Origin of the sequence: Serinicoccus sp. CNJ-927, from assembly GCF_001942435.1 — a bacterium.
Classification (GTDB): domain Bacteria; phylum Actinomycetota; class Actinomycetes; order Actinomycetales; family Dermatophilaceae; genus Ornithinicoccus; species Ornithinicoccus marinus.
Genome location: NZ_MKKF01000011.1, coordinates 37,019 through 63,181, shown reverse-complemented (window position 1 = coordinate 63,181; position 26,163 = coordinate 37,019). Strand labels below are relative to the sequence as shown.

At 73.1% G+C, this 26,163-nt stretch carries 23 protein-coding genes, 1 tRNA gene and 2 pseudogenes; 8 read left to right on the top strand and 18 right to left on the bottom strand.

Annotated elements, in window-relative coordinates:
• Positions 1-148 precede the first annotated feature (148 nt).
• From BJF86_RS04265 to BJF86_RS04245, 5 genes are read right to left on the bottom strand one after another with little or no spacing between them, the layout of a single operon-like run.
• Positions 149-376: a hypothetical protein gene (locus BJF86_RS04265; RefSeq protein ID WP_075817110.1), complete on the bottom strand. Its 228-nt coding sequence runs from the start codon at positions 374-376 to the stop codon at positions 149-151.
• Positions 376-1,878, bottom strand: coding sequence for a lysine--tRNA ligase (lysS, locus tag BJF86_RS04260; protein WP_075817109.1), 1,503 nt, complete (start codon positions 1,876-1,878; stop codon positions 376-378). Before lysS ends, BJF86_RS04265 begins: the two co-directional genes overlap by 1 nt.
• Positions 1,875-2,450 (bottom strand): methylated-DNA--[protein]-cysteine S-methyltransferase, encoded by a 576-nt coding sequence (locus tag BJF86_RS04255; RefSeq protein ID WP_075817108.1) that lies wholly within the window; start codon positions 2,448-2,450, stop codon positions 1,875-1,877. The genes lysS and BJF86_RS04255 overlap by 4 nt, the downstream gene beginning before the upstream one ends.
• Entirely contained in the window at positions 2,447-4,093 is a 1,647-nt protein-coding gene (locus tag BJF86_RS04250) for a DNA-3-methyladenine glycosylase 2 family protein (protein WP_321166141.1), read from the bottom strand. The genes BJF86_RS04255 and BJF86_RS04250 overlap by 4 nt, the downstream gene beginning before the upstream one ends.
• A gap of 49 nt (positions 4,094-4,142) precedes the next feature.
• A complete protein-coding gene (locus BJF86_RS04245; protein WP_075817106.1) occupies positions 4,143-5,267 on the bottom strand; it encodes a calcium/sodium antiporter in 1,125 nt (374 codons plus the stop codon).
• Positions 5,268-5,301: 34 nt separating this feature from the next.
• Between BJF86_RS04245 and BJF86_RS04240 the strand changes: the two genes are divergently transcribed.
• On the top strand, positions 5,302-6,438 hold the full coding sequence (locus tag BJF86_RS04240; protein ID WP_237768081.1) for an SAM-dependent methyltransferase: 1,137 nt from the start codon (positions 5,302-5,304) through the stop codon (positions 6,436-6,438).
• 9 nt (positions 6,439-6,447) lie between these two features.
• Complete coding sequence (locus BJF86_RS04235; protein WP_075817104.1) at positions 6,448-7,617, top strand: NADH-quinone oxidoreductase subunit D; 1,170 nt, start codon at positions 6,448-6,450, stop codon at positions 7,615-7,617.
• 7 nt (positions 7,618-7,624) lie between these two features.
• Here BJF86_RS04235 and BJF86_RS04230 read toward each other — a convergent pair whose 3' ends face one another.
• The 8 genes and pseudogenes from BJF86_RS04230 to ftsH all read right to left on the bottom strand — a co-directional run bounded on the left by BJF86_RS04230 (position 7,625) and on the right by ftsH (position 14,215).
• Positions 7,625-8,458, bottom strand: a complete 834-nt coding sequence (locus BJF86_RS04230; protein WP_075817103.1) for a hypothetical protein — start codon at positions 8,456-8,458, stop codon at positions 7,625-7,627.
• On the bottom strand, positions 8,455-8,715 hold the full coding sequence (locus tag BJF86_RS19485; RefSeq protein ID WP_321166152.1) for a hypothetical protein: 261 nt from the start codon (positions 8,713-8,715) through the stop codon (positions 8,455-8,457). The genes BJF86_RS04230 and BJF86_RS19485 overlap by 4 nt, the downstream gene beginning before the upstream one ends.
• A gap of 94 nt (positions 8,716-8,809) precedes the next feature.
• Positions 8,810-8,986: pseudogene (locus BJF86_RS19480) on the bottom strand (class I SAM-dependent methyltransferase); the annotation flags it as partial.
• A 285-nt stretch (positions 8,987-9,271) separates the two neighbouring features.
• Positions 9,272-9,772: a DUF3180 family protein gene (locus BJF86_RS04220; RefSeq protein WP_083652708.1), complete on the bottom strand. Its 501-nt coding sequence runs from the start codon at positions 9,770-9,772 to the stop codon at positions 9,272-9,274.
• The gene (gene folB / locus BJF86_RS04215; protein ID WP_075817102.1) at positions 9,769-10,671 is read right to left on the bottom strand and encodes a dihydroneopterin aldolase; all 903 of its coding nucleotides are present in this window, start codon (positions 10,669-10,671) and stop codon (positions 9,769-9,771) included. Before folB ends, BJF86_RS04220 begins: the two co-directional genes overlap by 4 nt.
• A pseudogene (folP, locus tag BJF86_RS04210) lies at positions 10,668-11,485 on the bottom strand (dihydropteroate synthase). The gene folB and the pseudogene folP overlap by 4 nt, the downstream one beginning before the upstream one ends.
• A 32-nt stretch (positions 11,486-11,517) precedes the next feature.
• Complete coding sequence (folE, locus tag BJF86_RS04205) at positions 11,518-12,192, bottom strand: GTP cyclohydrolase I FolE (RefSeq protein ID WP_083652707.1); 675 nt, start codon at positions 12,190-12,192, stop codon at positions 11,518-11,520.
• Complete coding sequence (gene ftsH, locus BJF86_RS04200) at positions 12,170-14,215, bottom strand: ATP-dependent zinc metalloprotease FtsH (RefSeq protein ID WP_237768080.1); 2,046 nt, start codon at positions 14,213-14,215, stop codon at positions 12,170-12,172. Before ftsH ends, folE begins: the two co-directional genes overlap by 23 nt.
• Positions 14,216-14,394: 179 nt before the next feature.
• Between ftsH and BJF86_RS04195 the strand changes: the two genes are divergently transcribed.
• From BJF86_RS04195 to BJF86_RS04185, 3 genes are all read left to right on the top strand, one after another.
• Positions 14,395-15,207, top strand: a complete 813-nt coding sequence (locus BJF86_RS04195) for an LLM class flavin-dependent oxidoreductase (protein ID WP_075817101.1) — start codon at positions 14,395-14,397, stop codon at positions 15,205-15,207.
• A 263-nt stretch (positions 15,208-15,470) separates the two neighbouring features.
• Entirely contained in the window at positions 15,471-16,631 is a 1,161-nt protein-coding gene (locus BJF86_RS04190; RefSeq protein WP_143553684.1) for a hypothetical protein, read from the top strand.
• Positions 16,628-17,500 (top strand): hypothetical protein, encoded by an 873-nt coding sequence (locus BJF86_RS04185; protein WP_075817099.1) that lies wholly within the window; start codon positions 16,628-16,630, stop codon positions 17,498-17,500. The genes BJF86_RS04190 and BJF86_RS04185 overlap by 4 nt, the downstream gene beginning before the upstream one ends.
• A gap of 22 nt (positions 17,501-17,522) precedes the next feature.
• Here BJF86_RS04185 and hpt read toward each other — a convergent pair whose 3' ends face one another.
• The 4 genes from hpt to BJF86_RS04165 all read right to left on the bottom strand — a co-directional run bounded on the left by hpt (position 17,523) and on the right by BJF86_RS04165 (position 21,930).
• Positions 17,523-18,074: a hypoxanthine phosphoribosyltransferase gene (hpt, locus tag BJF86_RS04180; RefSeq protein WP_075817098.1), complete on the bottom strand. Its 552-nt coding sequence runs from the start codon at positions 18,072-18,074 to the stop codon at positions 17,523-17,525.
• A gap of 77 nt (positions 18,075-18,151) precedes the next feature.
• Entirely contained in the window at positions 18,152-19,189 is a 1,038-nt protein-coding gene (gene tilS / locus BJF86_RS04175; RefSeq protein ID WP_075817097.1) for a tRNA lysidine(34) synthetase TilS, read from the bottom strand.
• A 13-nt stretch (positions 19,190-19,202) separates the two neighbouring features.
• The gene (locus tag BJF86_RS04170; RefSeq protein ID WP_075817096.1) at positions 19,203-20,345 is read right to left on the bottom strand and encodes a zinc-dependent metalloprotease; all 1,143 of its coding nucleotides are present in this window, start codon (positions 20,343-20,345) and stop codon (positions 19,203-19,205) included.
• Between the two features lie 76 nt (positions 20,346-20,421).
• Entirely contained in the window at positions 20,422-21,930 is a 1,509-nt protein-coding gene (locus BJF86_RS04165; RefSeq protein ID WP_075817095.1) for a D-alanyl-D-alanine carboxypeptidase/D-alanyl-D-alanine-endopeptidase, read from the bottom strand.
• Between the two features lie 94 nt (positions 21,931-22,024).
• Here BJF86_RS04165 and BJF86_RS04160 point away from each other — a divergent pair, with 94 nt between their 5' ends.
• The 3 genes from BJF86_RS04160 to BJF86_RS04150 all read left to right on the top strand — a co-directional run bounded on the left by BJF86_RS04160 (position 22,025) and on the right by BJF86_RS04150 (position 24,498).
• Entirely contained in the window at positions 22,025-22,543 is a 519-nt protein-coding gene (locus tag BJF86_RS04160; RefSeq protein ID WP_075817353.1) for an inorganic diphosphatase, read from the top strand.
• 185 nt (positions 22,544-22,728) lie between these two features.
• Positions 22,729-24,261 (top strand): DUF3352 domain-containing protein, encoded by a 1,533-nt coding sequence (locus BJF86_RS04155; RefSeq protein WP_075817094.1) that lies wholly within the window; start codon positions 22,729-22,731, stop codon positions 24,259-24,261.
• A gap of 160 nt (positions 24,262-24,421) precedes the next feature.
• A tRNA-Thr gene (locus BJF86_RS04150) sits at positions 24,422-24,498 on the top strand.
• A 77-nt stretch (positions 24,499-24,575) separates the two neighbouring features.
• Here BJF86_RS04150 and BJF86_RS04145 read toward each other — a convergent pair.
• Positions 24,576-26,153 carry an alpha/beta hydrolase gene (locus tag BJF86_RS04145; RefSeq protein ID WP_075817093.1) on the bottom strand — a complete coding sequence of 526 codons (1,578 nt, stop codon included), beginning with the start codon at positions 26,151-26,153 and terminating at the stop codon, positions 24,576-24,578.
• Between the last annotated feature and the right edge of the window lie 10 nt (positions 26,154-26,163).

Below are 26,163 nucleotides of genomic sequence, written 5' to 3'. Positions count from 1 at the left end.
GATGAGACCTTGCGCCGCCAACAGGATGCGGCGCGAAAGAAGACTAGCGCCTTTTCCTCCGAACGCGAACCCGGGCAATTGCGCGACAAGGTCACAAGGCAATCACAGTGCCATTCTTCAACGGCCCGCCAGCGGGTGGGCGCAGCAGTCAGCGACGCTGCTCCGGGCGGGCGTCCGGATCGTCCTGCGGGGCGCGTGCGGTGCCCCTCTCGCGTTCCTGCGCGTCCTGCGCCTGCTCGGCGGCCCGCAGCGCGGCACGCTCGCGGCGGTCTCCCTCCACCACGTGCTTCATGACGACGTAGAAGAGGTAGAGCAGCCCTGCCGACGGCAGCAGCGCCGCCAGGATCATCCACCCCTCGTACAGGAGGTCGCCCATCACGCCTCCGGCTTGAGGAAGGGGAAGAGGATGGTCTCCCGGATCCCGGTGCCGGTCAGCAGCATGAGCACCCGGTCCAGACCCATCCCCAGGCCACCCATGGGTGGCGCGGCATACTCCAGCGCCCGCAGGAAGTCCTCGTCCAGCTGCATCGCGTCGGGGTCCCCGCCCGCGGCGAGCAGCGACTGCTCGGTCAGCCGCGCCCGCTGGACCTCAGGATCCACCAGCTCGGAGAAGGCGGTGCCCCGCTCCACCCCGCCGATCACGAGGTCCCACGCCTCGACCAGCCCGGGCTCGGTGCGGTGCGGGCGGGCCAGCGGCTGGGCGATCGCCGGGTAGTCGCAGACGAACGTCGGCTGGACGAGGGTCGGCTCGACGACGTCGCCGAAGATCTCCATGGCGATCTTGTCGGCGCCCCACTCCGGCTTCACCGGCACCTCGTGAGTGGCAGCGAGCCGACGCAGGTCGTCGAGCGAGGAGTCGACTCCGACCCTCTCCCCCACCGCCGCCGACAGGCCCTCGTAGAAGGGCAGCCAGGACCATTCCGCGTCGAGGTCGATCATTCCTGCAGGAGTGTCGAGCGTGCGTGTGCCGAGCTCGTCGGCCGCCGCGAGGATGATCCGGCGGATGAGATCGGCCATGGTGAACTGATCACCGTATGCCTGGTAGCACTCGAGCATCGTGAATTCCGGCGAGTGGGTGGAATCGATGCCCTCGTTACGAAAGATCCGGCCGATCTCGTAGACCCGTTCCACCCCGCCGACGACCGCCCGCTTGAGATAGAGCTCGAGCGCGATCCGCATCGACATCGGCATGTCGAAGGCGTTGAGGTGGGTGTCGAACGGCCGGGCGTTCGCACCGCCGTGCACCGCCTGCAGCACCGGGGTCTCGACCTCCAGATAGCCGTCCTGCTCCAGCACGCGGCGCACGGCGCGCGTCATGGCCGCCCGGTCCGCCACCATCTGGCGCGCCTCGCCCCGGACGATGAGGTCGACGTAGCGCTGCCGGACCCGCTGCTCCTCGGACAGGTCCTTGTGCAGGACCGGCAGCGGACGCAGCGCCTTCGCGGCCATCTCCCACCGGGCCGCCATGACGGAGAGCTCACCGCGGCGGGAGCGGATGACCCGGCCCTCGACGAAGACGTGGTCGCCCAGGTCGACCCAGGCCTTCCACCGGTCCAGCGACTCCTGCCCGACCTCGGCGAGGGAGAGCATCCCCTGCAGCCGGGTGCCGTCACCGGCCTGCAGCGAGACGAAGCAGAGCTTGCCGGTGTTGCGCACGAAGACGACCCGTCCCGCGACCCCGACGACGTCCTGGCTCTCCTCGCCCGTCTCCAGGCCGTCCCACTGCTCGCGCACCTGTTGCAGGGTGTGGGTCACCGGCAGGCTGACCGGGTAGGGGTCGACCCCGGCGTCCAGCATCGCCTGACGCTTGCCCTGACGGACCGCGATCTGCTCGGGCAGGTCGGTGTCCGGGACGGGCTGGGGGGTCGCGTCGCTCACCCTCCCAGCGTAGTCGTCCGTCGGCGACTTCCCGGCACGGCGTCGGCGGCGCTGCCGGGGGTCGACTCAGCCGAAGAGCGCGGGGGGCTCGCGCTGCGCTCGAGGTCCAGCAGCTGCTGCTTGCGCTCCACGCCGCCGCCGTAGCCGGTGATGGCGCCGGTGGACCCGATGACGCGGTGGCAGGGCACGACGATGGAGATCGGGTTGCGACCGTTGGCCAGCCCCACCGCGCGCGAGGCCCCGGGCTGGCGCAGCGCCCGGGCCAGGTCGCCGTAGGACCAGGTCGTGCCGTAGGGGATCGTGCGCAGCACGCCCCAGACGCGCTGCTGGAAGTCGGTGCCCTTGGCCGCCAGGGGGAGGTCGAACTCGGTGCGTTCCCCCGCCAGGTACTCCCGCAGCTGCCGGGCCGCCGTGAGGAGCACGGCGGGTGCCTGCGCCTCGTCGACCTCGGCGCCCAGCTCCTGAGGCGCGTGCCGGTGCTCGGCGAAGTAGACGCCGGTCAGGTGCTCGCCGTCGCTGGCGAGGCGCAGCGGACCCAGGGTGGAGTCGATCGTCAGGTGCAGAGTGGTCATGGTGTCTCCTTCGTCGTGACGGTATGCCCGTCGCCGCCGTGGCGGTCGGTGCCGTCGGTGGTGTGGCGGTCGGTCGTGTGGAAGTCGGTCGTGGATCGGTCGGTGCCCGGCTCGGCGTCCGGCAGGCGCGCGGCGGCGTGGTCGGAGGCGGCCCAGAGCAGCGAGGTGGCATAGCTGCGCCACGGGCTCCAGGCAGCAGCGTGCTGCGCCAGTCCGCGACCGCCCGGCAGCCCGTGGGCGGCAGCGGTGACCTGGACGCCGAGGTCGGTGACGGGCAAGGCGTCGGGGTCGCCCAGGCCCCGCAGGAGCACCATCTCGGCGGTCCACGGGCCGACACCAGGCAGCGCCAGCAGCTGCTCGCGCGCCGTGCCCCAGTCGGCCCCGGGGCCGAGGTCGACCTCGCCCTCCGCGAGCGCCGCAGCCACCGTGCGCAGGGTGCGCTGACGGGAGGCCGGCATCCCGGGAAGCTCGTGGTCGGCGGCGCCGGCCACCGCAGCAGCCGTCGGGAACAGATGGGTCACCGGCCCGGTCAGCGGCTCCGGCAACGGGTCGCCGAGGCTCTGCACCAGCCGCACGGTCAGCGTCCCGGCCGCGACGGTCGAGACCTGCTGGCTCAGGACCACGCGGAGGGCGAGCTCGTCGGTGTCCGGGCTGCCAGGGAGCCGGACGCCGGCGTGCTTGCGCACCAGGGGCGCCAGGGCAGGGTCGGAGGCGAGGTGCTCCTCGACCGCGACCGGGTCGGCGTCCAGGTCCAGCATCCGCCGGCAGCGCCCGATGGCAGCCGCCAGGTCACCGGTGTCGGTGAGCCGCAGTGTGACGTGGACGTGACGGTCGTCAGGGCGGCCGGGGCGCAGCTCGGCCACCGCGGGACCCGCGGGGAGACGGAGCGAGCGGACGAGCGCGCCGTCGACCCAGGTGTCGATCCCCGGCACCGCGGTCGCGGCGAGGTGGCCGAAGAGGCTGGGGGCGTGCAGCGGTGCCCGGAAGGGCAGCCGCAGGGTCAGCGTCGTCGGGGCACCCGGTGGTGGCTGCCCCACGGTGCCGCGGGCTCCGCCGGTGGCGCCACCCCTGGCTCCCGCCCGCAGCTGCGAGGGGGTGGCGGCATACACCTCGCGCACGGTGTCGTTGAAGGACCGGATGCTGGAGAAGCCCGCGGCGTGCGCGACGTCGGCCATCGTCAGCGCCGTGCCCTCCAGCAGCAGGCGGGCCGCCTGCGCGCGCTGCGCCCGGGCGAGCGCCAGCGGTCCTGCCCCCAGCTCAGCGCGCACGAGGCGCTCGAGCTGCCGGGTCGAGTAACCGAGGCGGGCCGCCAGCCCACTGACGCCCTCCCGGTCCACGACCCCGTCCGCGACGAGCCGCACGGCCCGGGCCACGACATCCCCCCGCACGTGCCACTCGGGCGAGCCCGGGGTCGCGTCGGGCAGGCACCTCTTGCAGGCCCGGAAGCCGGCCCCCTGGGCCGCCGCGGCACTGGGGTAGAAGCGCATGTTGCGCACCCGGGGCGTGATGGCCGGGCAGCTCGGCCGGCAGTAGATGCCGGTGCTGAGCACCCCGGTGACGAACCAGCCGTCGTAGCGCGGGTCCTTGCTGCGCACGACCGTGGCGCAGCGGTCGTGGTCGAGGTGCATGGCTGAGGTGCTCACACGACCATGGTGCCGCCTGCCGCGACGTAGATCTAGCAGAAAAACGACATCACGGTACGGGTTGTCCCGCGGCCGCCTTGGCACGCACCCGGCGCCGCTCGGCGAGGACGCCGAGCTCGAAGGTCGAGGTCACCAGGAGGGTCAGCGCGACGAGCGGGAGCACGAAGATCACCATGACCAGCTCGAAGCCCTGGAGCGCCTCGTGCCGGGTGGCGTTGAGCACGACGAAGGCGGTGTAGGCGGCATACAGCAGCACGAAGAGACCACCCTCCCAGCGCGCGACGGTGAAGCCGGTGAAGACGACCGGGGCCAGGGCCACGGTGGTCGCGATCATGAAGGGGATGTCCAGGGCGATGGCCGGGGTCGGCACCGGCAGACCGCCCGAGGAGATGATCGCCGGGACCCCGAGCACCAGCCCGATGTTGGCGATGCAGCTGCCGACGACATTGCCGACCGCGAGGTCCCGCTGGCCGCGCACCGCCGCGATCACCGAGGCAGCCAGCTCGGGCAGCGAGGTCCCGATCGCGACGACGGTGAGCCCCACGACCAGACCGCTGATGCCCAGCGCCTCGGCGATGTTGACCGCCCCCGAGACCAGCAGGTTGGCGCCGGACACCAGGAGCGCGACACCGACGACCACCAGCAGCAGCGCCAGCGGCGCCCGCATCGGCTCGCCCTCGCGCGGGGCGGGCGCCCTGCGCTTGCGCAGCTCCTTGCGCTGCGCCCGGCGGCTGACGACCACCGTGAGCACGGTGTGGGCGGCCATCGCGCCGAGCAGGACCACACCCTCGACGGTCGAGATCTCCCCGTCGTGGGCCACGAGGAGCAGCGCCACCGAGAGCCCGACCATGACCGGGACGTCGATCTTGATGAGCTGCTCGCGCACGACGAGCGGCAGCACCAGCGCCGCGACCCCGAGGATGAGCAGCACGTTGGCGATGTTGGAGCCGACGACGTTGCCGACCGCGAGGTCGGGCTGGCCGTCGAGGACCGCCCCGACCGTCACCGCCAGCTCGGGGGCCGAGGTGGCCACCGAGACCACGGTGAGGCCGACCACGAGCGGGCTGATCCCCATGCGGGCCGCGAGGTTCGAGGCGCCGCGCACGAGCAGCTCCCCGCCGCCGACGAGCAGGACGAGGCCGCCGATGATGCGCGCGATGTCGAGAAGGTCCACGACCGCACACCTTAGGCTCTGCGAGGCTGGCCCGGTGCATGAACGGGCTACGGGCAGCGCGACGGACCGGACGCAGGACACCTCCTTGTCCTGGGAGGCGGCCTGGCAGGAGGCGCTCTACGGCGCGGGGGGCTTCTACCGGCGCAGCGCGCCCGCGGCGCACTTCGCGACCTCGGCCCAGGGCATACCGGGCGGTGGGCGGGTGCTCGCCGAGGCGGTGGCGGCGCTGGCCGCCCGGCACGGGTGCGACCGGGTCGTCGACGTGGGCGCGGGGCGGGGTGAGCTGCTGGCCGAGCTGCGCCGGGTCTCGCCCGCGCTGCACCTCACCGGGGTCGACGTCGTGGCCCGGCCGGCGGGTCTGGACGTCGAGGAGTGGCACGTCGCGCCGGGCGGGACGGCGCTGCCGGACACGCTGCGCGACCTCGACGCCACGCTGCTGCTCGCGCACGAGTGGCTCGACGTCGTCCCGTGCCCGGTGGTGCAGCGGGACGGGACCGGGGTATGGCGCACCGTCGAGGTCTCGAGGACCGCGCAGGGGGGTCGGTGGCGCGACTCTCTCGGGGCGCCGGTGGAGGGCGAGGAGCTGGCCTGGGTGCGGCGCTGGCTCGGCGACGGACCAGAGGGTGCGCCAGCGGGTCCACTCCTGCGCAGGACGGGTTCCGCTGCGGTGACGCATCAGCGCAGCGGAACAGCTTCTGCGGATGAGTCGGTGGTCCGGGCCGAGGTCGGGCTGCCCCGGGAGGTTGCCTTCGCCGATGTGGTGAGGCGGGTCCGCAGCGGCCTGGTGGTGGCTGTCGACTACGGCCACACCGCCGAGGACCGGCCGGCCCACGGGACGCTGACCGGGTTCCGCGGCGGGCGACAGGTCGACCCGGTGCCCGACGGCAGCTGCGACCTCACCGCGCACGTCGCTGTCGACGCCCTCGCCGCCTCGCTCCCCTCCCCGACCGGACACCCCGTCGTGACGCCGCGGCGGCAGCGGGAGGTCCTGCGCGACCTCCTCGGCGACCCGAGCGCCCCGGTGCCGCACGCGCTCGCCCGGGACCAGCCGCGGGCATACCTCGACGCGCTCGCCCGACGCGCCGCCGCCCGGACGCTGAGCAGCGGCGTCCTCGGCGACTTCTGGTGGCTCGTGGTCGAGGTCGACCGCGGGCGGCCGGACCGGGCTTAGGCTGACCGGGTGAGCACGCGCGACCTCGACGTCACCCTCGGCGCCACCGGCGTCGGGGGGCTCTCGACCACCGAGATGGTGCTCAACATCGGCCCGCAGCACCCCGCCACCCACGGCGTGCTGCGGCTGCGCATCACCGCCGACGGCGAGCGGATCACGGCCGCCGAGCCGGTCATCGGATACATGCACCGCGGTGCCGAGAAGCTCTTCGAGGTCCGTGACTACCGGCAGATCATGGTGCTCGCGAACCGGCACGACTGGCTGTCCGCCTTCAACAACGAGGTCGGCGTCGCGCTCACCGTCGAGCACCTGCTGGGCATGGAGGTGCCCGAGCGGGCGACCTGGGCGCGCACCTTGCTGTGCGAGCTGGGGCGGGTGCTCAACCACCTCATGTTCCTGGGGTCCTACCCGCACGAGCTGGGTGCGATCACCCCGATGTTCTACGCCTTCCGGGAGCGGGAGGAGATCCAGGCGGTGATGGAGGAGTACTCCGGCGGCCGGATGCACTTCATGGCCACCCGGGTCGGTGGCCTCCTGCACGACCTGCCCGACGGCTGGCTGGACCGGGTCGACGCGGCGGTGGCCTCGGTGCGCTCGCGGCTGCCCGACCTCGTCGGGCTGGTGCTGGGCAACGAGATCCTGCAGGCCCGCACCCGGGGCGTGGGCGTCCTCGACCTGGACACCGTCCTCGCCTACGGCGTGTCCGGGCCGATCGCGCGCGCCTCCGGGCTCGATGTCGACCTGCGGCGCGACGAGCCCTACCTCGCGTATGCCGAGCTCTTCACCGACGACGGGCCCGGCCGGGTGGTGACCCGGGAGGCGGGCGACTGCCTGGCGCGGCTGGAGGTGCTGGTGGAGCAGGTCGAGGTCAGCCTGGACCTCGTGCTCGCGTGCACCGCCCGGCTGCGCGAGCTGGGACCGGGTCCGGTGAGCACCCGGCTGCCGAAGAAGCTCAAGGCGCCGGCCGGCGAGCACTACTGCGCGAGCGAGAACCCGCTCGGCTTCAACGGCTACTACCTGGTCAGCCGCGGCGACACGGTGCCCCACCGGCTCAAGCTGCGCTCGGCGTCGTTCAACAACGTGCAGGTGCTGCGCGAGATGCTGCCCGGCGCTGTCGTCGCCGACATGGTGGCGATCCTGGGCTCGATGTTCTTCGTGGTGGGCGACATCGACAAGTAGCCGCTCCTCAGCCGATCCTGAGCCCGGGGAGGAGAGCGAGGTTGACCGCGATCAGGACGGCCAGCCCGAGCAGCGCGACCACGGGAACCCGGCCCAGTCGCAGGTGCGTCCGACTCGTCGGGCTCCGACGCGCCAGGTAGGGCAAGGACCACGGGCCCAGGGTGAGCAGCACGACATACCCCGAGACGACAGCCACCTGCTGCCCGAGAGGGAAGCCCGCGTCGCTGCCGAGGAGATAGGCCAGCATGAGTCCGAGGTTGACCACGGTGCCGAACCACGCAGGGTGGAGGAGAATCGCTCGGGCGATGCGGTCGTCCTGGTCCGTCAGCGGGAGCGCGCGCGAGGCCACGAGGCGCGCGCCGAGGAGGCAGAGCGCGAGGCCGGCCGCCGCGGCGACGAAGGCCGTCCAGGCAGGAAGGTCGAGGGCCCGCACGGCGATGGCCGTGTCACCGGCGCCGACGGGGGTGATGAACAGGTAGCCGGCTCCGACGACGTAGGACGAGGCTCCGCACCAGAGCCGGACGAGATGCCACGGACCGACCACTCTCGCCCGACTCAAGGTCAGCAGGAGAGCCAGGCCCAGCGCGAGGCTGACAGCAGGACCTGCCAGCGCGACGACCGCGGTGGACACGCCGTCCAGCTCCCCTTCGAACTGAGCGCCGTAGGGATAGAGGCGGCCCTGCCCCACGAGCCCCAAGACCGCCACGAGATGGGTGGCCTCGTGCACCAGCACCGTCACGCCGGAGCCCAGCACCGCCGCCACGGTGCTGTGGAGCGCCAGCAACCGTCGTGACTGGTGCTCCGTCGTGCGGCCGTCGTGCGCCGGACGGCTCACGATCATCCGGCGTGCTCGTTCCGCAGGATGCTCACGCAGAAGTCGGCTTCGGTATGCCAGGGGCGCAGGTCCCAGGTGGCGAACCGGTGCTCGAGGCGCAGGCCGGCCGCGGTCGCCGCCACGTCGAGGTCGGCCGGGGTGAAGCCGCGCACCACCCGGCAGCCGACGACGAGGAATCCGCCCTCCCACAGGTGCGCCCGCAGCCGGGCCACGACGGCGCCGCGGTGCTGCTCGGCCACGAAGTCCATGACGTTGCCGGCCACCAACCCCGTCGAAGGGCTCGGGCTCACCGAGGGACGCCAGATCGAGCGAGGCCAGGTCGGCGGTCAGCCAGGTGGCGCCGGGGTGGTCCTGACGCGCCACCGCCACCAGCGCCGGGTCGATGTCGACCCCCACGACCGTGTGCCCCAGCCGCGACAGGTGCCCGCCGTGCCGGCCGGGCCCGCACCCGGCGTCCAGCAGCCGGGCGCCGCGGGGCGCGAGCACGTCCACCAGCCGCGACTCGCCCTGCAGGTCCTGGCCCGCGGCCGCCATCTGGCGGAACCGGTCGGCATACCACCGTGAGTGCTCCGGGTCCTCCAACCCGGGCCACAGCGTGGTCTCCCGTGAGCCGGGCCTCGGCTCGATCGGGACCTGGGGGTCACGCTCGCCCCACCCGGGCTCAGGCTCGCTCATGCCGCCACTGTAGGCGCGTGCCCGGTCCCTGCAGTCGGCCCGGCACGCTTGTGCAGAAGGTTGCGACACCGGGGTGCCTCTGAGCACGCCTGCGACACCAGGAGGCGCACCACCTCACGCACCAGGGTGCTCAGGCGACGGAACTCAGCCGTACGCGAGGTCCCCGTCGGCCACGCCGTCGTCATCGTCGTCGTGCCCGGTCGGCGGGATGCGGCACCACCCCTGACCGACGAAGCCCGCCACGGAGAGGGCGAGGGCGGCCACCGCGTGCACCAGCCCCCAGATCAGCTGGGCCCGCTCACTCGCCACGTCGGCGTTGGGCAGGTGGACCAGCGCGTTGGCGGCATACCAGCCGAGCAGCGCAGCCCCGCCGAGCGCCGCCGCCTGGGCACCGACGACGGTGCCGCGACCCCGCTGCGGGCTGGGCCGCAGCGTGCCCTGGCCGAGCAGGTAACGCCGGATCTGCCAGCACATCACGAGCACGAGCAGCGTCACGGCGACCAGCGGGACGAGCCCGATCCAGGAGATGACGGGGTATGCCCCGCCCAGCGATCGCACGACCTGCAGCAGCAGCCAGCTCGCCATCCCGGCGAGCACCGCGACGACGACGCCGGCGCGCACCCGCACGCCGTCCACGCCGCTCACGGACCTTCCTCCATCGGGAGCACGCGCTGCTCGACCAGCCCCGGCACGAGGTCGCCCACCGCCACGACGTCCCCGTCGCGGCGCAGGGTCGCGGCGGGGTCGAGGTCGGCCCAGGGGACGAGCACGAAGGCGCGCTCGTGGCTGCGCGGGTGCGGCAGCGTCAGCTCCGGGTCCTCGCTCACCACGTCGGTGCCGGCCGAGGGGTCGCCGTACTGCACCAGGTCCAGGTCGAGGGTGCGCGCGCCCCACCGGACCTCTCGGGTGCGACCGAAGGCAGCCTCGACGCGGTGCAGCGCCGCGAGCAGCGAGGCGGGCGACAGGCTCGTGCGGGCGAGGACCACGGCGTTGACGTAGTCCGGCTGCCCGGCGACGGCCTCGCCGCCCACCGGGGCGGTGACGAAGGAGCGAGAGGCGCGCACACCCCGAAGCCCGCGCAGCCGCCGCAGCCGTCCGACGGCCGCGCGCAACGTCTCGGCGGGCTCGGCGCCGTCGGTCCCCCCGAGGTTGGCGCCGAGCGCGATGACGACCGGCACGTCCCGGCGCCGACGCACCACGACCGCGACGTCACCGAAGGGCACGCCGACCGGGGCCTGCGGCTTGTGCACCGTCACCTCGACCGCCTCGACCAGCGGGCGCGCCAACACCCGGGCCGCGATCTCCTCGGCCACCGTCTCGATGAGGTCGCGCGGCTCGCCCTCGACCACGGCGACGACGTCAGCGGCGACCTCGCCGTAGTGGACGGTCCGGGCGAGCTCGTCGCTCGTCCCGGCCGGGCGCAGGTCGAGCTCCAGGACCACGTCGACGACGAAGTCCTGGCCGTCGCGACGCTCGTGGTCGAGGACACCGTGGTGCCCCCGCGCCCGCACGCCGGACAGCCGGATCTGGTCACCGCCCCTCACCGGGTCGCCTCCTGCGTCAGCTGCCACACCGCGAGCGCGTCGCGGGTCGGAGGGACCTCGTGCACCCTGACTGCCCAGGCCCCGGCCTGCGCGGCCAGCAGGCTGGTGGCCGCGGTCGCGGCGTCGCGCTGGTCGGGCGGGCTGGGCTCGCCGTCCTCGGGCGTCGCCTCGCCCGGGCGGGTGGGCAGGCGCCCGAGGAAACGCTTCCGGGACGTGCCCACCAGGACCGGCAGCCCGAGCGCCACGACGCGGTCCAGGCCGGCGAGCAGCGTCCAGTTGTGGCCGGCGTCCTTGGAGAAGCCAAAACCGGGGTCGAGCACCAGCTGATCCTCCCGCACGCCCTGCCCCACGAGCGCCTCGACGCGGGCCGAGAGCTCGTCGCACACCTCCCGCACGACGTCGTCGTAGTGTGCCTCGCCGACGCGTCGGTGAGGAGCCCGCGCCAGTGCATGACGACGTAGCGCGCCCCGGTCTCGGCGATCATCGGCCCCATCCTCCGGTCGCCCAGCCCGCCCGAGACATCGTTGACCAGCACCGCCCCGGCCCGCAGCGCCGCCTCCGCGACGCCGGCGCGCATGGTGTCGACGGAGACGGCATACCCCTGCTGCGCGAGGGCGGAGACGACCGGCTGGACCCGCTCGGCCTCCTCCTGCTCCGGCGGTCGCGTGCTGCCCGGCCGCGTGGACTCGCCTCCTACGTCGACGATCTGCGCCCCCTGCGCCGCGAGCTCCTGCCCGCGCGCGACGGCGACGTCCGTGTCGAGCCAGCGCCCCCCGTCGGAGAACGAGTCGGGGGTGACGTTGACCACCCCCATGATCTGGGTATGCGCGGTGCCCACCACAGCCCCTACCGTCCGGTGATCAGGCTCATCGCCTCGGCGCGGGTCGCCTGGTTGCGCAGGTGGCCGCGCACGGTCGAGGTGATGGTGCGGGCGCCGGGGCGGCGGACGCCGCGCATCGACATGCACAGGTGCTCGGCCTCGACCACGACCAGGACGCCGCGCGGGGCGAGGTGGTCCACCAGGGCGTCGGCGACCTGCGTGGTGAGGCGCTCCTGCACCTGCGGGCGCCGGGCATACACGTCGACGAGCCGCGCCAGCTTGGACAGGCCGACCACCCGGCCGTGCGGGCCGGGGATGTAGGCGACGTGGGCCGAGCCGTGGAACGGCACGAGGTGATGCTCGCAGACGCTGTAGAGCTCGATGTCCTTGACCAGGATCATCTCGTCGTGGTCGACGTCGAAGGTGGTGCCGAGCACCGCGCTCGGGTCCTGGTCGATCCCGGAGAAGATCTCGGCGTAGGACCGCGCCACCCGGGCCGGGGTGTGCAGGAGCCCGTCGCGGTCGGGGTCCTCCCCCACGGCGAGCAGGATCTCCCGGACGGCGGCCTCGATCCGGGCGTGGTCGACGGCGCGGCTGACAGCGTCCTGCGGTCCGGGGGCGTCCTCGTCCGGGTCGGGACCGGCGCCCGCCGGGGCGGGCCTCACGCCCGCCGCGGCCTCAGGCGTGCCCGGGGTCGACATGGCCGCCTTCGGGCACCTGGACCACCTGGGAGGGCGGGTTGTCGCCGTCGGTCTCGGTGAGCGGGTGGTGCCCGTTGGACATCGCGCGCTTCTCGGCGTCGGTGAGGACCGGGCCGGCCTCGTGGATGGTCCGGGCGTCGGAGGACAGCCACACCGGGCGCACCGGCCGCTTGCGGACGTCGGTGAAGACCTCGGCGATCGCCTCGGCGTTGAGCGTCTCCTTCTCCAGCAGCTCCAGCACGAGCGCGTCGAGGATGTCGCGGTTGTCGTTGAGCGCGTGCCAGGCCTCGTCGTGCGCGGCCTCGATGAGCCGGCGCACCTCCTGGTCGACGACGCCGGCCAGGTTCTCGGAGTAGTCCCGCTCGTGGCCCATGTCGCGGCCGAGGAAGACCTCACCGCCGGCCGAGCCGAGCTTGACCGCACCGACCCGCTCGGACATACCGAACTGGGTCACCATCTTGCGGGCCAGGCCGGTCGCCTTCTCGATGTCGTTGGCGGCCCCGGTGGTGGGGTCGTGGAAGACCAGCTCCTCGGCTACCCGGCCGCCGAGCGCGTAGGCGAGCTGGTCCAGCAGCTCGTTGCGGGTCGTGGAGTACTTGTCGTCGGCCGGCAGCACCATCGTGTAGCCGAGCGCCCGACCGCGGGGCAGGATCGTCACCTTGCTCACCGGGTCGGTGTGGTTCATGGCCGCCGCGACGAGGGCGTGACCCCCCTCGTGGTAGGCGGTGATCTTCTTCTCCTTGGCGCTCATCACCCGGGTCCGCTTCTGCGGTCCGGCCATGACCCGGTCGATCGCCTCGTCGAGATCGGCGTCGGTGACCACCTGCTCGTTCTTGCGGGCCGCGAGGAGCGCGGCCTCGTTGAGCACGTTGGCCAGGTCGGCGCCGGAGAAGCCCGGGGTGCGCCGCGCGACGGCCATGAGGTCGACGTCCGCCAGCGGCTTGCCCTTGCCGTGCACCTGCAGGATGTGCAGGCGGCCCAGCATGTCCGGGGCCTCGACCGCGATCTGCCGGTCGAAGCGGCCCGGGCGCAGCAGCGCAGGGTCAAGGATGTCGGGGCGGTTGGTGGCGGCGATGAGGATGACGTTGGTCTTGACGTCGAAGCCGTCCATCTCGACGAGCAGCTGGTTGAGCGTCTGCTCCCGCTCGTCGTGACCGCCGCCCATGCCGGCGCCGCGGTGGCGGCCCACGGCGTCGATCTCGTCGACGAAGATGATCGCCGGGGCATTCTCCTTGGCCTGCTCGAAGAGGTCGCGCACGCGGGAGGCGCCGACACCGACGAACATCTCGACGAAGTCCGAGCCGGAGATGGAGTAGAACGGCACGCCCGCCTCACCGGCCACCGCGCGCGCCAGCAGCGTCTTGCCGGTGCCGGGCGGGCCGTAGAGCAGGACGCCCTTGGGGATCTTCGCGCCCACCTCGAGGAACTTGCGCGGCTCGGAGAGGAACTCCTTGATCTCGTGCAGCTCCTCGACGGCCTCGTCCGACCCGGCGACGTCGGCGAAGGTGACCTTGGGCATGTCCTTGGTCGCGAGCTTGGCCTTGGACTTGCCGAACTGCATCACGCCGCGGCCGCCGCCCTGCATCCGGGTCATGAGCCAGAGGAAGAGCGCCAGGATGAGCAGCAGGGGCAGGAAGTTGACGAGGATCGAGACGAAGACGTTCTGGCGGGCGGGGTCGTCGGTCCACCGCTCCGAGGGCGGGTTCTCGTCGAGCGCGGCGATGACCTGCGGGCCGCGGGCGTCGACGTAGAACGCCTGCACCTGCTCGGTCTCGCGCACCTCGTCGTTGGAGAACGGCTGGCCCTCCTTGAGCGTGAGGTCGATCCGGTCCGGCGTGACCACGGCCTCGGCGACCTGGCCATCCTCGATGAGCTGGAGGGCGTCGGCGGTGTCGATGCGGCTGTAGGGGCTCTGCGCGAGCAGCGAGTACCACAGGATGCCCAGGCCCAGGAAGAGGAAGACCCACATCCAAGGGCTGGGCTTGGGCCGCTTGCTGGGCCGCTTGTTCGGGGCAGTGCTCATGTCAGTGACGTTCGGGGTGCCACGGGACTCCCCGGTCCTCCTGGTCGACTCGATCCGGCGGTGGTTCTTCGTGCCGCTCAACGCGCGGCAGGAGGTCAGTGTTCCACCTTCGCAGGGTGCTGGAGGCCCGCGCCCCGTCACAGCGACCCCTGTCAGCACCAGCGGCTACGTTGAGCGGTATGCCGCACATCGGGGTGATCTTTCCGCCGGACCAGCCTCCGGAGCGGCTCCGGGAGGTGGCCCAAGGGGCCGAGGCCGCCGGGCTCGACGAGCTGTGGCTCTGGGAGGACTGCTTCAAGGAGGCGGGGGTCTCGGCCGCCGCTGCGGCGCTGGCGTGGACGAGGCGGCTGCGGATCGGCATCGCGCTCATGCCCGTGCCGCTGCGCAACGTCGCGCTAACCGCGATGGAGATCGCCACCCTGGCACGGCTCTTCCCGGGCCGCTTCCTGCCCGCGGTGGGGCACGGCGTCCTGGACTGGATGGGGCAGGTCGGCGAGCGCGCGGAGTCCCCGATGACCTTGCTCCGGGAGTATGTCGGCGCCCTGCGGTCGCTCCTCGCCGGGGAGGAGGTCACGGCCAACGGGCGCTACGTCCACCTGGACGCGGTGGCGCTCGACTGGCCGCCGGAGGAGGTGCCGCCGGTGCTCGTGGGTGCCTATCGCCCCAGGACGCTCGCCCTGGCCGGTGAGCTGGGTGACGGCGTCGTGGTCGACCGGGCCGAGGCGCTCCCCGACGCGGCGAAGCAGGTCCGGGCTGCTCGGCAGGCGAGCGGGCGAGACGGGGAGGCGGAGGTGCTCGTCTTCCAGACCGTCGCCGTCGGGACCTCGGCGGAGATCGTCGCGGAGCAGATCCGGCAACGGGCGGCCGAGGGTGCCCACCGGGTCGCCGTCACGATCGTCGCGTCGGAGGGTGGCCCACCCGAGCCCGGACCAGCCCTCCTCGACATGCTCCCCGTCCTCGGCCGGGCGAGGGAACTCGTGCACCAGGCCTGAACTGGACCAGCACGGGGCCCGATCGCGGCACTCCCGACCGTTGCTCCTGCCGACCCGTCGTCGCCCTCGATCCCGTCGGACCGTCACCCACGTCCTGACTCAGCCCCGCCCTGATTCACCGATGCCCGGTGTAGAGCCGTCGCCGATGACCTGCCGGACGACGCGGCGCGATGGGACGACCCGGTGTGGACAACTCTCGACATCGATCGAACATATGTGCTAAGATTGAGCATCAGCTCGACTCACCGGGGGGGTGAATGACGATGGCGGCGCAGCCCGTGCAGCAGGACCCGCACGACGGGTCGCAGGACAGCTCGCGGTGGCTGTCGACGGCCGCCACGGACGAGCTGCTCGCCACGGCAGAGCCGGGCCTCCAGGGAACCGCGGGCCTGTCCCCCGATGCCTGCCTCGACGGGATCGAGGCGCTCCAGGTGCTGGCGGGACGGCTCGAGGAAGCGAGGATCCACCTGACCGCGCAGCTCGCGGACAGGACGGGCGAGGAGCTGCTGTCCCGCTCCGACGTGGCGGACCCCGAGGAGCTCTCGACCACCGCGCGGGACCGCTGGCGGGCTCGGACCAAGTCCGTCACCGCCCTCGAAGTCGCGACGCTGACCGGCCTGGGCCGGGGACGGGCGCGCCAGCTCGTGGCCCTGGCCCTCGCGCCGCGCGCCGTCTCCGTACCCGTGCGGGAGGGGCTGCGGCGGGGAGTCGCCAGCGGGTCCCAGATCGAGCACTTCTGGCGGCTGGCCGCCGGACTGCCCCACGAGCACGCTGCGGACGTGGCCCGGTCCCTGTTCTCCACCAGCGTGGAGGCCGACCAGGTCTGCCCTGAGCGACTGGACAGCGGCGGTGGCGTCGCTGATCGGCCCTGGGGCGCCAAGCGGTTCGTGCAGGCGCTGCAGCGGGAGGTCACCCGGGCGAGGTCGCGTGACCCGGAGGCCGAGGCGCAGGCCCGGGCCGACCGGCACCGGGGCAGGACGGCCTTCGGGATCGTCGACGACGACGGCACCGGACAGGTCGTGCTCACCGGCGATGCGGCCTCGACGACCGCCTGCCTGGACCGGCTGCACCAGATGGCCCACCGTGCCCGCGCGGCCGGGGACCCGCGCACCGAGGCCCAGCTCCGCTCCGACCTCGGCCGCGCCCTGCTCCTGCACGGCACCCTCCCGTTAGGGCACACCGATGACCGCCCGTCGGACGCCGCCATTCACCACGCAGCGATGTCCGACGGCGGCCGCAGCGAGGTCGACCTCGCCCACCTGCTGACCCCGGACGACGTCGCAGACCTCGCGCGGGTGATCTCCGGCAGCCCCACGTACCAGCTCCAGGTCGTCGTGCCCTGGGACAGCCTCGCTGGCGGGACATCTCCCCCGCAGGACGACCAGCACCGCGCGACCGGGTCGACCCCGGGCGCGGACGGGTGATCGGCAGGTCCTCCTGCTTCGTCCCGTCCGAGGAGATCGCCCGGATGGTGGGCTCGGCCGGCACGACGCTTTACCGGCTCCTCGTCGACCCGGCGGACGGGCGCTGCATCGAACGCTCGATCGCCCGCTACAAGCCGGACGCGGCGATGCGCCGTCAGGTCGCCGCTGCCGACCTGGTGTCCCGCGCACCCGACGGCACCCTCCCGTCGGGTGACGGCCAGCTGGACCACGTCACGGAGTACCTCCTCGGCGGCCCGACCAGCGAGCCCAACCTGCAGTCCCTCGACACCGTCTTCCACGCCATGAAGACCCAGAAGTTCTGGGCCGCGCAGATCGACGAGACGCGGACGGTCACCTGGACCTCCTTCTTCGACCGGCTCTACCGCACGAGATCACACGACTACCGCCAGTACCTCAGCGGTCGCAGCCCCCGCCCTCGGCCCTCGGACGACACCGGGTCAGCAGAGCGGCCGCCGCCAGCCTCGCCCGACGCCTCGACACCCCTGTCCGCGGAGGCCCAGCGCCACCTCGCCTCGGTGCTGGTCTACGCCGCGCTGTGCCACCGCAAGGCCGGCGGGCCGCTCGAGGCGGCCGACGACGACCCGGGTGGCGACACCCTGGGTGGCGACGACAGGAGCACCGAGGCCTTTCGCGCCGTGTGGGTCCGGCATACCCGGGCCCGGGACGGCCGCAGGGTCACCGGGCCGCACCCGAGCACGCCCGACCCGGACACCCTGCTGGGCACGGAGCCACGCGCGATCCTGCGGGCCGAGCACTGGACCGACGCGTTCACGCCCGACGCCGGGGAGAGCGCACTGCGGGCGGACGAAGCAGGAACCGCTCAGGACGACGGACCGCCACCGTTTTGAGCGCCTCCCGCCGCAGGGACGCTCAGCTGTAGACGTGCGGGGCGAGGGTGCCGATGACGCGCAGGTTGCGGTACTTCTCGTCGTAGTCCAGGCCATAACCGACGACGAAGGCCTCGGGGATGTCGAACCCGACGTAGCGGGTGTCGATCTCGACCTTGGCCGCGGTGGGCTTGCGCAGCAGCGTGCAGATCTCCAGGCTCGCGGGACCGCGCGAGAGCAGGTTGGTGCGGATCCACGACAGCGTCAGGCCGGAGTCGATGATGTCCTCGACGATGAGGACGTGCCGACCGGTGATGTCGGTGTCGAGATCCTTGAGGATGCGCACGACGCCGCTGCTCTTCGTGCCCGACCCGTAGCTCGAGACAGCCATCCAGTCCATCTCCGCCGAGCCCGGCAGCGCGCGCATGAAGTCGGCCATCACCATGATGGCGCCCTTGAGCACACCGACGAGGAGCACGTCCTTGTCGTGGTAGTCGGCCCAGACCGCCTCCGCCAGCTCGGCCAGCCGACCCTGGATGTCCTCCTCGGTGTACAGCACGTCAGCCAGGTCATCACCCATGTGCTCGGCGTCCACGCAGCTCGCTCCTCAGGTCCGTGGCGGCTCCGCGCCCACCGGGACCTGGTGGCGCGCTCTCGTCCAGCCTCATTCAACTACGTCCTCCCGCGCAACCACACACCGTCCTTCCCGCGGCCGGCCCGGACGCCGCCGGGCAGGTGCAGCGGGCCCTGGCCGTGCCAGTCGGTGACCAGGGCGTCGACGGCGAGCAGGTGCTCACTGGTGAGGTCGGTGCCGGAGCTGCCCGCCGCCCGCGCGCAGCGCCGGTAGAGCCGCGTCCGCACCGCGGGCTCCAGGGCGGCCAGCCCCGCGACCGGCCAGGGCGGCGCACCCAGGCTCCGGTATGCCCCCTCCGCGGCCGCGTCGAGCGCGTCGGCGTCGTCCCGGAGCAGGTCGGCGGAGCGGGCGAGGTTCGTCGCGAGACCCGGCCCGAGCTCGTCCTCGAGCAGCCGCAGGGCGCGGCGGGCGCGGACCCGGGCGTAGTCGTCGACCTCGTTGTGCGGGTCGCTCCACGGGTCGAGCCCCAGCTCGGTGCAGACCCGCTCCGTCTGGTCCCGGGTGATCCCCCCATCGGGCCCGGCGCGGCGGCTGCGCCGGCCACCGAGGAAGGGACGGCCCAGGAGGATCTCCGTGCCGCCGAAGGACCGGGCCGCCGGCATCCCCGCCAGCGACCGTGCACCGGACCCGCGCGCGAGCCCCAGAAGCACCTGCTCGGCCTGGTCGTCCCGCGTGTGCCCGGTGAGCACGGCCGACGCGCCGAGGCGCTGCGCCGCGGCGAAGAGGACGGCATACCTCTCGGCCCGTGCCTGCCCCTCCGGACCGGCCGGGCCGGCCGGGACGTGCACCCGCCCGACCTCCACCGGGGACCCGGGAGGCAGCAGCGCTCGGCACTGCTCGGCGGCGCGCGCCGCGATCGTCGCAGACCCGCCCTGCAGCCCGTGGTCCACGATCACGGCCCCGACACGCAACCCCGCCCGCAGCGCCACGAAGCCGGTGGCCGCCGTGAGAGCGAGCGAGTCAGCGCCCCCGGAGCAGGCGACCAGCACGAGGGAGTCCGGTGCCGGCCCGGCGTCCTCCAGCCAGCGCCGCACCGCGAGACGGGCCGCGGCCACGGCCGGGGGCGGACCGGGCATACCGGAGCGGCGCTCAGCCGTGGACGCGCGCGACCCACGCCTGTGGGTCGGCGATCTCGGTCGGGCGCGGCAGCGTGTCGGGCGAGGTCCAGACGCGGTTGAAGCCCTCGACCCCCACCTGGTCCATGACCCCGCGCACGAAGACGGCGCCATCCTTGTACTGCCGCATCTTGGCCTCCATGCCGAGGAGCCGTCGCAGCAGCTTGTCGACGTTGCCGGCTCCCTTGCGGCGCTGGGTGAACCGTCGCCGGATCTCGGCGACCGTCGGGATCACGCTGGGCCCGACCTCGTCCATGACGACGTCCGCGTGCCCCTCCAGCAGCGACATCACCGCCGTGACCTCGGCCAGCTTCTCCCGCTGCTCCGGGGTCGCCACCACCTGCGTGATGTCCTCCTCGCCCCGCAGGACACCAGGGAGCGCCGCCGCGATCTCGCGCAGCCGCTGGCCCAGGTCGTCCGGCTCGGGCATGATCCGGGTCCCCATGCTCCGGGCCCGCTCGATGAGGTGCTCGCGCAGCCACGGCACCGCGGTGAACTGCACCCGGTGCGTCTCCTCGTGGACGGCGACCCACAGGCGGAAGTCGCCCGGGTCCACCTCGAGCTCGCGCTCGGCCGCCAGCACGTTGGGCGCGACGAACATGAGGGCGGGAGTGCCCTGCGGTGCCAGGTCGTACTGACCCAGCACCTTGGTCGAGATCCAGGAGAGCAGACCCGCGACCTCGGTGCCGGTCACCTTGGCGGAGATCGCCTGCGACGTGGCGCCGATCTCGGGCAGCTCGCGGCCCGCCCGCTCGGCGCGGGCACGGTCGGCGGTGCGCTTCCTGGCCACGACCTCGTCGAGCACAGGCTCGAGCATCGCCCCCATGGAGGCGCAGTTCGCGCGGATCCAGCCGGCCCGGTCCACGACCAGCGCCTCGGGGGTCCCCGGCGGTGTCGACAGCTGCGCGGTCTGAGCCACCGGCTCCACCGCGCGGGCGGCTGCGGACCGCAGCTCGGCCACCAGGTCGGCGACCTCACGCCGACTCGCCCTGGGTCCGGCCGGGGCGATCCGGGTCGCGGCCGCAGCGGCGAAGTCCCAGTCGACCAGGGCGCTGCCGCGGACGTCGTCGACGGGCTCCTGGGTGCGGTCGGCCGCGGGCTCGAGGTGGTCGCTCATGAGGCGACGGTATGCCGAGCCGCACCCGCCCGGCGAGCCGGGCCACCCCCGTTCGTCGTGGTGGGCCAGCCTCCCGTCACTCGGCCTGGCACCCGCACCGGGCCAGCTCGGCCACCACCTCGTCGAGCACCGACGCCGCCTCGATGGCGGCGGTGCCCTCGTCCAGGTCGTCGGCGGTGAGGGCATACACCAGGAGTCGGCCATCTCGGCTCACGACAGTGCCGGCCAGCGAGCTCACGCCGGGCAGGGTGCCGGTCTTGGCGCGCGCCGTGCCGACGGCGGGGTCGTGCCGGTCGCGGTGGAAGCGGGTCGCGAGCGTGCCGGTGTAGCCGGCGATCGGCAGCCCACCCGCGGCCAGGACGTCCTGCAACGCGGGGTGGGAGCCGTCGGCCCCGGCGACGAGGACGTCGGCGACGACGCCGACCGGGATCTGGGTCCCGTCCGACAGCCCGCTCGCGTCGGCGATCCGCACCCCGTCCAGCTCCAGCCCGTAGTCCTCGCTCACGGTCTGCCGGATCCACGCCGTGACGGCCTCCCGCTCTGCGCTGCCACCGTCGGCGACCGCCGCCTGCCGGGCGAGCTGCTCCACCATGGCGTTGTCGCTCGTGGCCAGCGCGAGCGCGAGCACGTCGCGTGCCGCCGCCGACTCGACGCTGGCCAGCTCGGTGGCGTCCTCGACAGCCTCGACCTCCTGCGCCTGCGCATCCTCGTCCCCGGCGCCGACGACCTCGATTCCCTCCTTCGCCAACGCCTCGCGGAACACCCGGGCGACCTCCTGCTCGGGGGAGGCGGGCGAGGGGTTGAAAGGCAGCGCCCGGTCCCCCGACCGGCCCAGCTGGACGATGCGCCCGCTCCAGCCCTCCCGGATCCAGTGCTCGGACCACGTCGGCATCGCGTGCGGGCCGGCGACGTAGGACAGGTCGAGCCGGACCCGGACGGTGCCCTCGGGACCGCCGTCCTCCTGCAACGCCGCCGCGGTCTGCGCCGCCAGGTCGCCGATGCCGGCGTGACCGGCCACGGCCTCGGGGTTCCCCGCGCCGTCGGCGAGGAGCATGTCTCCGCCGGCGACGACGACCACCTCGTCCGGCTCGGCCCCGGCGACGACCCGCGTCGTGAAGGTGTGCTCGCCGTCCAGGCCGGTGACGATCGCAGCGGCGGACAGCAGCTTGGTGGTGGAGGCGGGAGTCACCAACCGGTCCGCGTTGCGGTCCGCCAGCGACTCACCGGTGAGCGCGTCCCGGATCGTGACGGCGCGCCGGTTGGTGCCCCCGAGCCAGGTGCTGCCCAGCTCGTCGCCGATCCGCACCGACACCGTCGCCCGGTCCGGCACCGGCGCCGCGGACACCGCGGCGACGGGGCTGGCCGCAGCCGCGACCTGCGGACGGACCTCCGCCGGGCCGGCGGGCGCGTCGGAGGTGCTGCTCGCGTCGTCCGCGGTGGGGGCACCCGTCGTGCTGGTGGCCTCGTCCGCCGTCTCGGAGGTCCCTGCGACCGAGGGCGTCGCCGCTCCCGCGAGCAGCGCGACCACCGCGGTCGCCGCGAGGGCGTACCGTGGGGCTCGCCGGGGAGCGGGGCGCAGGTGCATCACAGGCGTGCTCGACCTCCGTCGTCGTGACCCTCCGGGATGAGGGACACTTGAGCCCGAGCCTATGCCGTCCCCGAGCCAGAGAGAGCAGCAGATGCAGTTCGACGTGACGATCGAGATCCCGCAGGGCAGCCGCAACAAGTACGAGGTCGACCACGAGACCGGCCGCATCCGACTGGACCGCATGCTCTTCACGGCAACGCGTTACCCGGCGGACTACGGCTACATCGAGGAGACCCTCGGCGAGGACGGCGACCCGCTGGACGCCCTGGTGCTGCTGGACGAGCCGACCTGGCCCGGCTGCCTGGTCCTGGCCCGGCCCATCGGCATGTTCCACATGCGCGACGAGGCCGGCGGCGACGACAAGATCATCTGCGTCCCGGCCGAGGACCCGCGCAAGATGGGGATCCAGAGCCTGGACGACATCGGCACCCACACCCGCCTGGAGATCCAGCACTTCTTCGAGGTCTACAAGGACCTCGAGCCCGGCAAGTCGGTCGAGGGGGCTCACTGGGCTGGCCGCGAGGAGGCCGAGACCTGCGTGGAGGAGGCCCGCCAGCGCGCGCAGGAGCACGGCGTCTCCACCGCACGCTGGCCGATGCCGAAGCACTGAGCGGCTCGTCCTGCGGTCGGTCCCTGTCGACCGCCTGAGGGAACCGGACCGGAGGGTATGCCGTCGTAGCGGTGTGCGGGGACCCGACCCCCGCCGCCGCCGCGCTAGGCTGGACTGCGCAGGGCCACTGGCCGAGGTGGTGACGACGGGCGCGGATCGCCGCGCCAGACCCAAGGGGAGATGACATGACGACCGTGACCGAGACGAACGGCGACGACGTGACCGAGGGGGGCCGCAAGACGCCGTGGCTGCTCATCGGTGGCGGTGTCGCCGCTGCCGCGCTGCTGGGGGGTGGCACCGCCTTCGCCCTGATGATGAACGGCGGCGGCGACCGCCCGGACAGCGTCCTGCCGGGCGAGGTGGCGGCATACGCCCAGATCGACCTCGACCCCTCCGCCGGCCAGAAGGTCGCCGCGGTGCGCTTCTTCCAGGGCCTGGACAGCGACCTCGAGCAGCGCTTCTCCGACGGTGAGTGGCGCGAGTGGGTGTGGGAGCAGATCGAGGCGGAGGGCGACGTGCCCGAGGGCGTTTCCTTCGAGGAGGACATCGAGCCCTGGCTCGGCGACCGTGCCGGCGTCGCGATGCTGCCCTCCGGCGCGGACGAGGAGCCGGCCGTCGCGGTCGCGCTCCAGGTCAAGGACGGCGAGGCCGCCATGGCCTTCCTCGACGAGCAGATGGCTGACCAGTCCGACGAGGTGGGTTACTACCTCGAGGGCGACTACGTCGTCTTCAGCGAGGCCGCCACGCTCGACGCCGTGCGCTCGGCCGCCGAGGCGGGCACGCTGTCGGACAACGAGAACTTCACCTCCGACATGGACGACCTGGGCGAGGCGGGCGTCGTGGCGATGTGGGCCGACATGGCCCAGCTCGACGACATCGACCCCAGCGCTTTCGACCCGAGCCTGGAGATGACCGAGGAGCAGCTCGGGATGGGCGGCGAGCAGCCCGAGATCACCGGCCGGGTGGCCGCGACCGTGCGCCTCACGCCGGACGCCATCGAGATGCACGGTGTCAGCCGCGACGTCGCCGGCGTGGAGGTGCCGGCGGGCGGTGGCGACCCCCTCGTCACCCAGCTCCCCGCGGACACCGCGGTGGCGCTCTCCATGGAGAACGGTCGCGAGACGGTCCAGGCCATGTGGGACTACTACTCGCAGGACTACGCGGAGGAGCTCCAGGAGGCGGCGGACGCCGCCGAGGCCGACGGGTTCGCGCTGCCGGACGACCTCAAGGTCGCGCTCGGCGACTCCATGACGCTGGCCGTCGGTCCTGACATCGTGGGTGCCGTCACCGGCATGTCGCAGACCGACCCGGGCGTCCCGGAGCTGCCGGTCGCCTACCGGGTGACGACGGACACCGAGCGGGCGCAGGAGCTGCTCAACGAGAACGGTCTCGGCGCGGGCATGCTCGTGAGCCGCGACGACGACGGGACGCTGACGCTGGGCACCGACCGGGCGTACGTCGACGCCGTGGCCGAGGGCGAGGGCGACACCCTGGGCGACAGCGACCTGTTCACCCGGGCGGTGGCCGACGCCTCCGAGGCGCAGTCGACGTTCTTCCTGGACGTGTCCCCGTTCGAGCAGTTCTACCTTCCGCAGGTCACCGACGAGAAGGCGCGTACCGCCCTGGAGAAGCTGGCGGCGGTCGGCGCGTCCAGCGTCGTCGAGGAGGGTGGCGACGGCCACTTCACCATGCGGATCGTGGCCGACGAGCAGGAGTGAGGCTCCCCGCGGCGATCCGATGAGGATCGCGCCGCACCAGCACGGCACGTGGCCCCCGGCACCCCGCCGGGGGCCACGGCGTGTGTGGCCCGGCTACCGGCGGTTTGGGTGGGCCACCGTCGTTCGGTATCCTCGTCGGGTTGCCCACGACGGGTCACGCGCCGCCTTAGCTCAGTCGGCCAGAGCGATTCACTCGTAATGAATAGGTCGGGGGTTCGATTCCCCCAGGCGGCTCCAACAGACGACAGGACGCCCCCGCAGCTGCGGGGGCGTCCGACGTTGCGGCGAGGGGTGGGCCGACCGCTTCACCGACCTCAGCAGGTCGTGCCCTCAGCGGGCACCGTGCCCTCCAGCAGGTAGGCGTCGACCACTTCGTCGATGCAGTCGTTGGAGCGCCCGTAGGCAGTGTGCCCGTCACCGTCGTAGGTCAGCAGCACTCCGGAGTCGAGCGTCTGCGCCAGTCCCTCGGCCCACTCGTACGGCGTCGCGGGGTCACGGGTGGTGCCGATGACCAGGATCGGGTCCGCGCCCTGCGCCGAGTAGTCCTCGATCGTCTCGGCGGCCTCCGCCGGCCAGCTGCCGCAGGCGCCGTCCCCGGCGAGATAGCGACCCCACGTGGGTGACACCTCCTCGAACTCCTGCTCCACCGCCGCCGAGTCGAGGTCCTCCTCCTCGGCCTCAGCGGGACGGTCTAGGCAGTTCACGGCATAGATCGACTGCATCCCGTTGCCGTCGTAGCTGCCGTCGCTGCTCCGGCTGGCGTAGAGGTTCGCGAGGTACATGAGCATGGTCCCGTCCCCCGCGAAGGCCTGCTCGAAGGCCTGCGAAAGGACGCTCCACGCGTTCTCGTCGTACATCGCGACGATGATGCCGTACATCCCCCAGCCCTCGGTGAGCTCTTCCGCGGCGTCACCCTGGACCGGGAGCGGCGCGGCGTCGAGCTCGTCGAGGAAGGCTGGTATGCGGGCCATCGCGGACTCCACGTCGGACCCCAGCGGGCACTCACCCCCGGCGACGCAGTCCTCGACGTAGGCGCGGGTCGCTCGCTCGAAGCCCTCGGCCTGCCCCAGCCCCATCTCCAGCCCGGTGAGGTCGGGCTCGATCGCCCCGTCCAGCACCATCCGCCCGGCACGGTCGGGGAAGAGCGCGGCATACGTGGTGCCGAGGAAGGTGCCGTAGGACGCGCCGAAGTAGGTGATCTGCTCGTCGCCGAGAGCGGCCCGGAGCACGTCCATGTCGCGCGCGGCCTCGACCGTCGAGACGTGGCCGACGAGGTCCGGGGCGCGCTCCCCGCAGGCCTGGGCGAAGTCCTCCATCAGCTGCTCGGAGGCCTCCTCCTCGGCCGCGTCGTCGGGAGAGGGGTCGGAGGAGAGGAACTCGTCCATCTGCTCGTCCTCGAAGCAGGTGATCGGCGCCGATCGCGCGACCCCGCGCGGGTCGAACCCGACGACGTCGTAGGCCTCCCGCACCTCCCCGCTGATCGTCATGCCGGAGAGCATGGCGTAGTCGACACCGGAGCCACCGGGACCGCCGGGGTTGACCACGAGAGATCCTCTCGCGTCCCCGGAGGCCGCCGAGCGCAGCAGCGCCAGGTCGATGGTCGCGCCGTCCGGCTCCTGGTAGTCCATGGGGACGGTCAGCGAGGCGCACTCGAAGTCGCCCTCGCAGCTGCTCCACTCCAGCTGCTGGGAGTAGAACTCCTCGAGCCCCTCCGGTGCGCCGTCGGCCAGCGGGGTCGACGTGGTGGTGGCGGCCGACGACCCCTCGCCCGCGCTGTCCTGCTCCGGCTCCTGGGTCCCGGGCTCACCGGGCGTGCAGGCCACCAGCAGCGACAGCGCGCTGATCCCGGCGACCCACCTGGCCGTCCTCGACGTCCGCACCTGCGATCCCATCCCTTCCCTC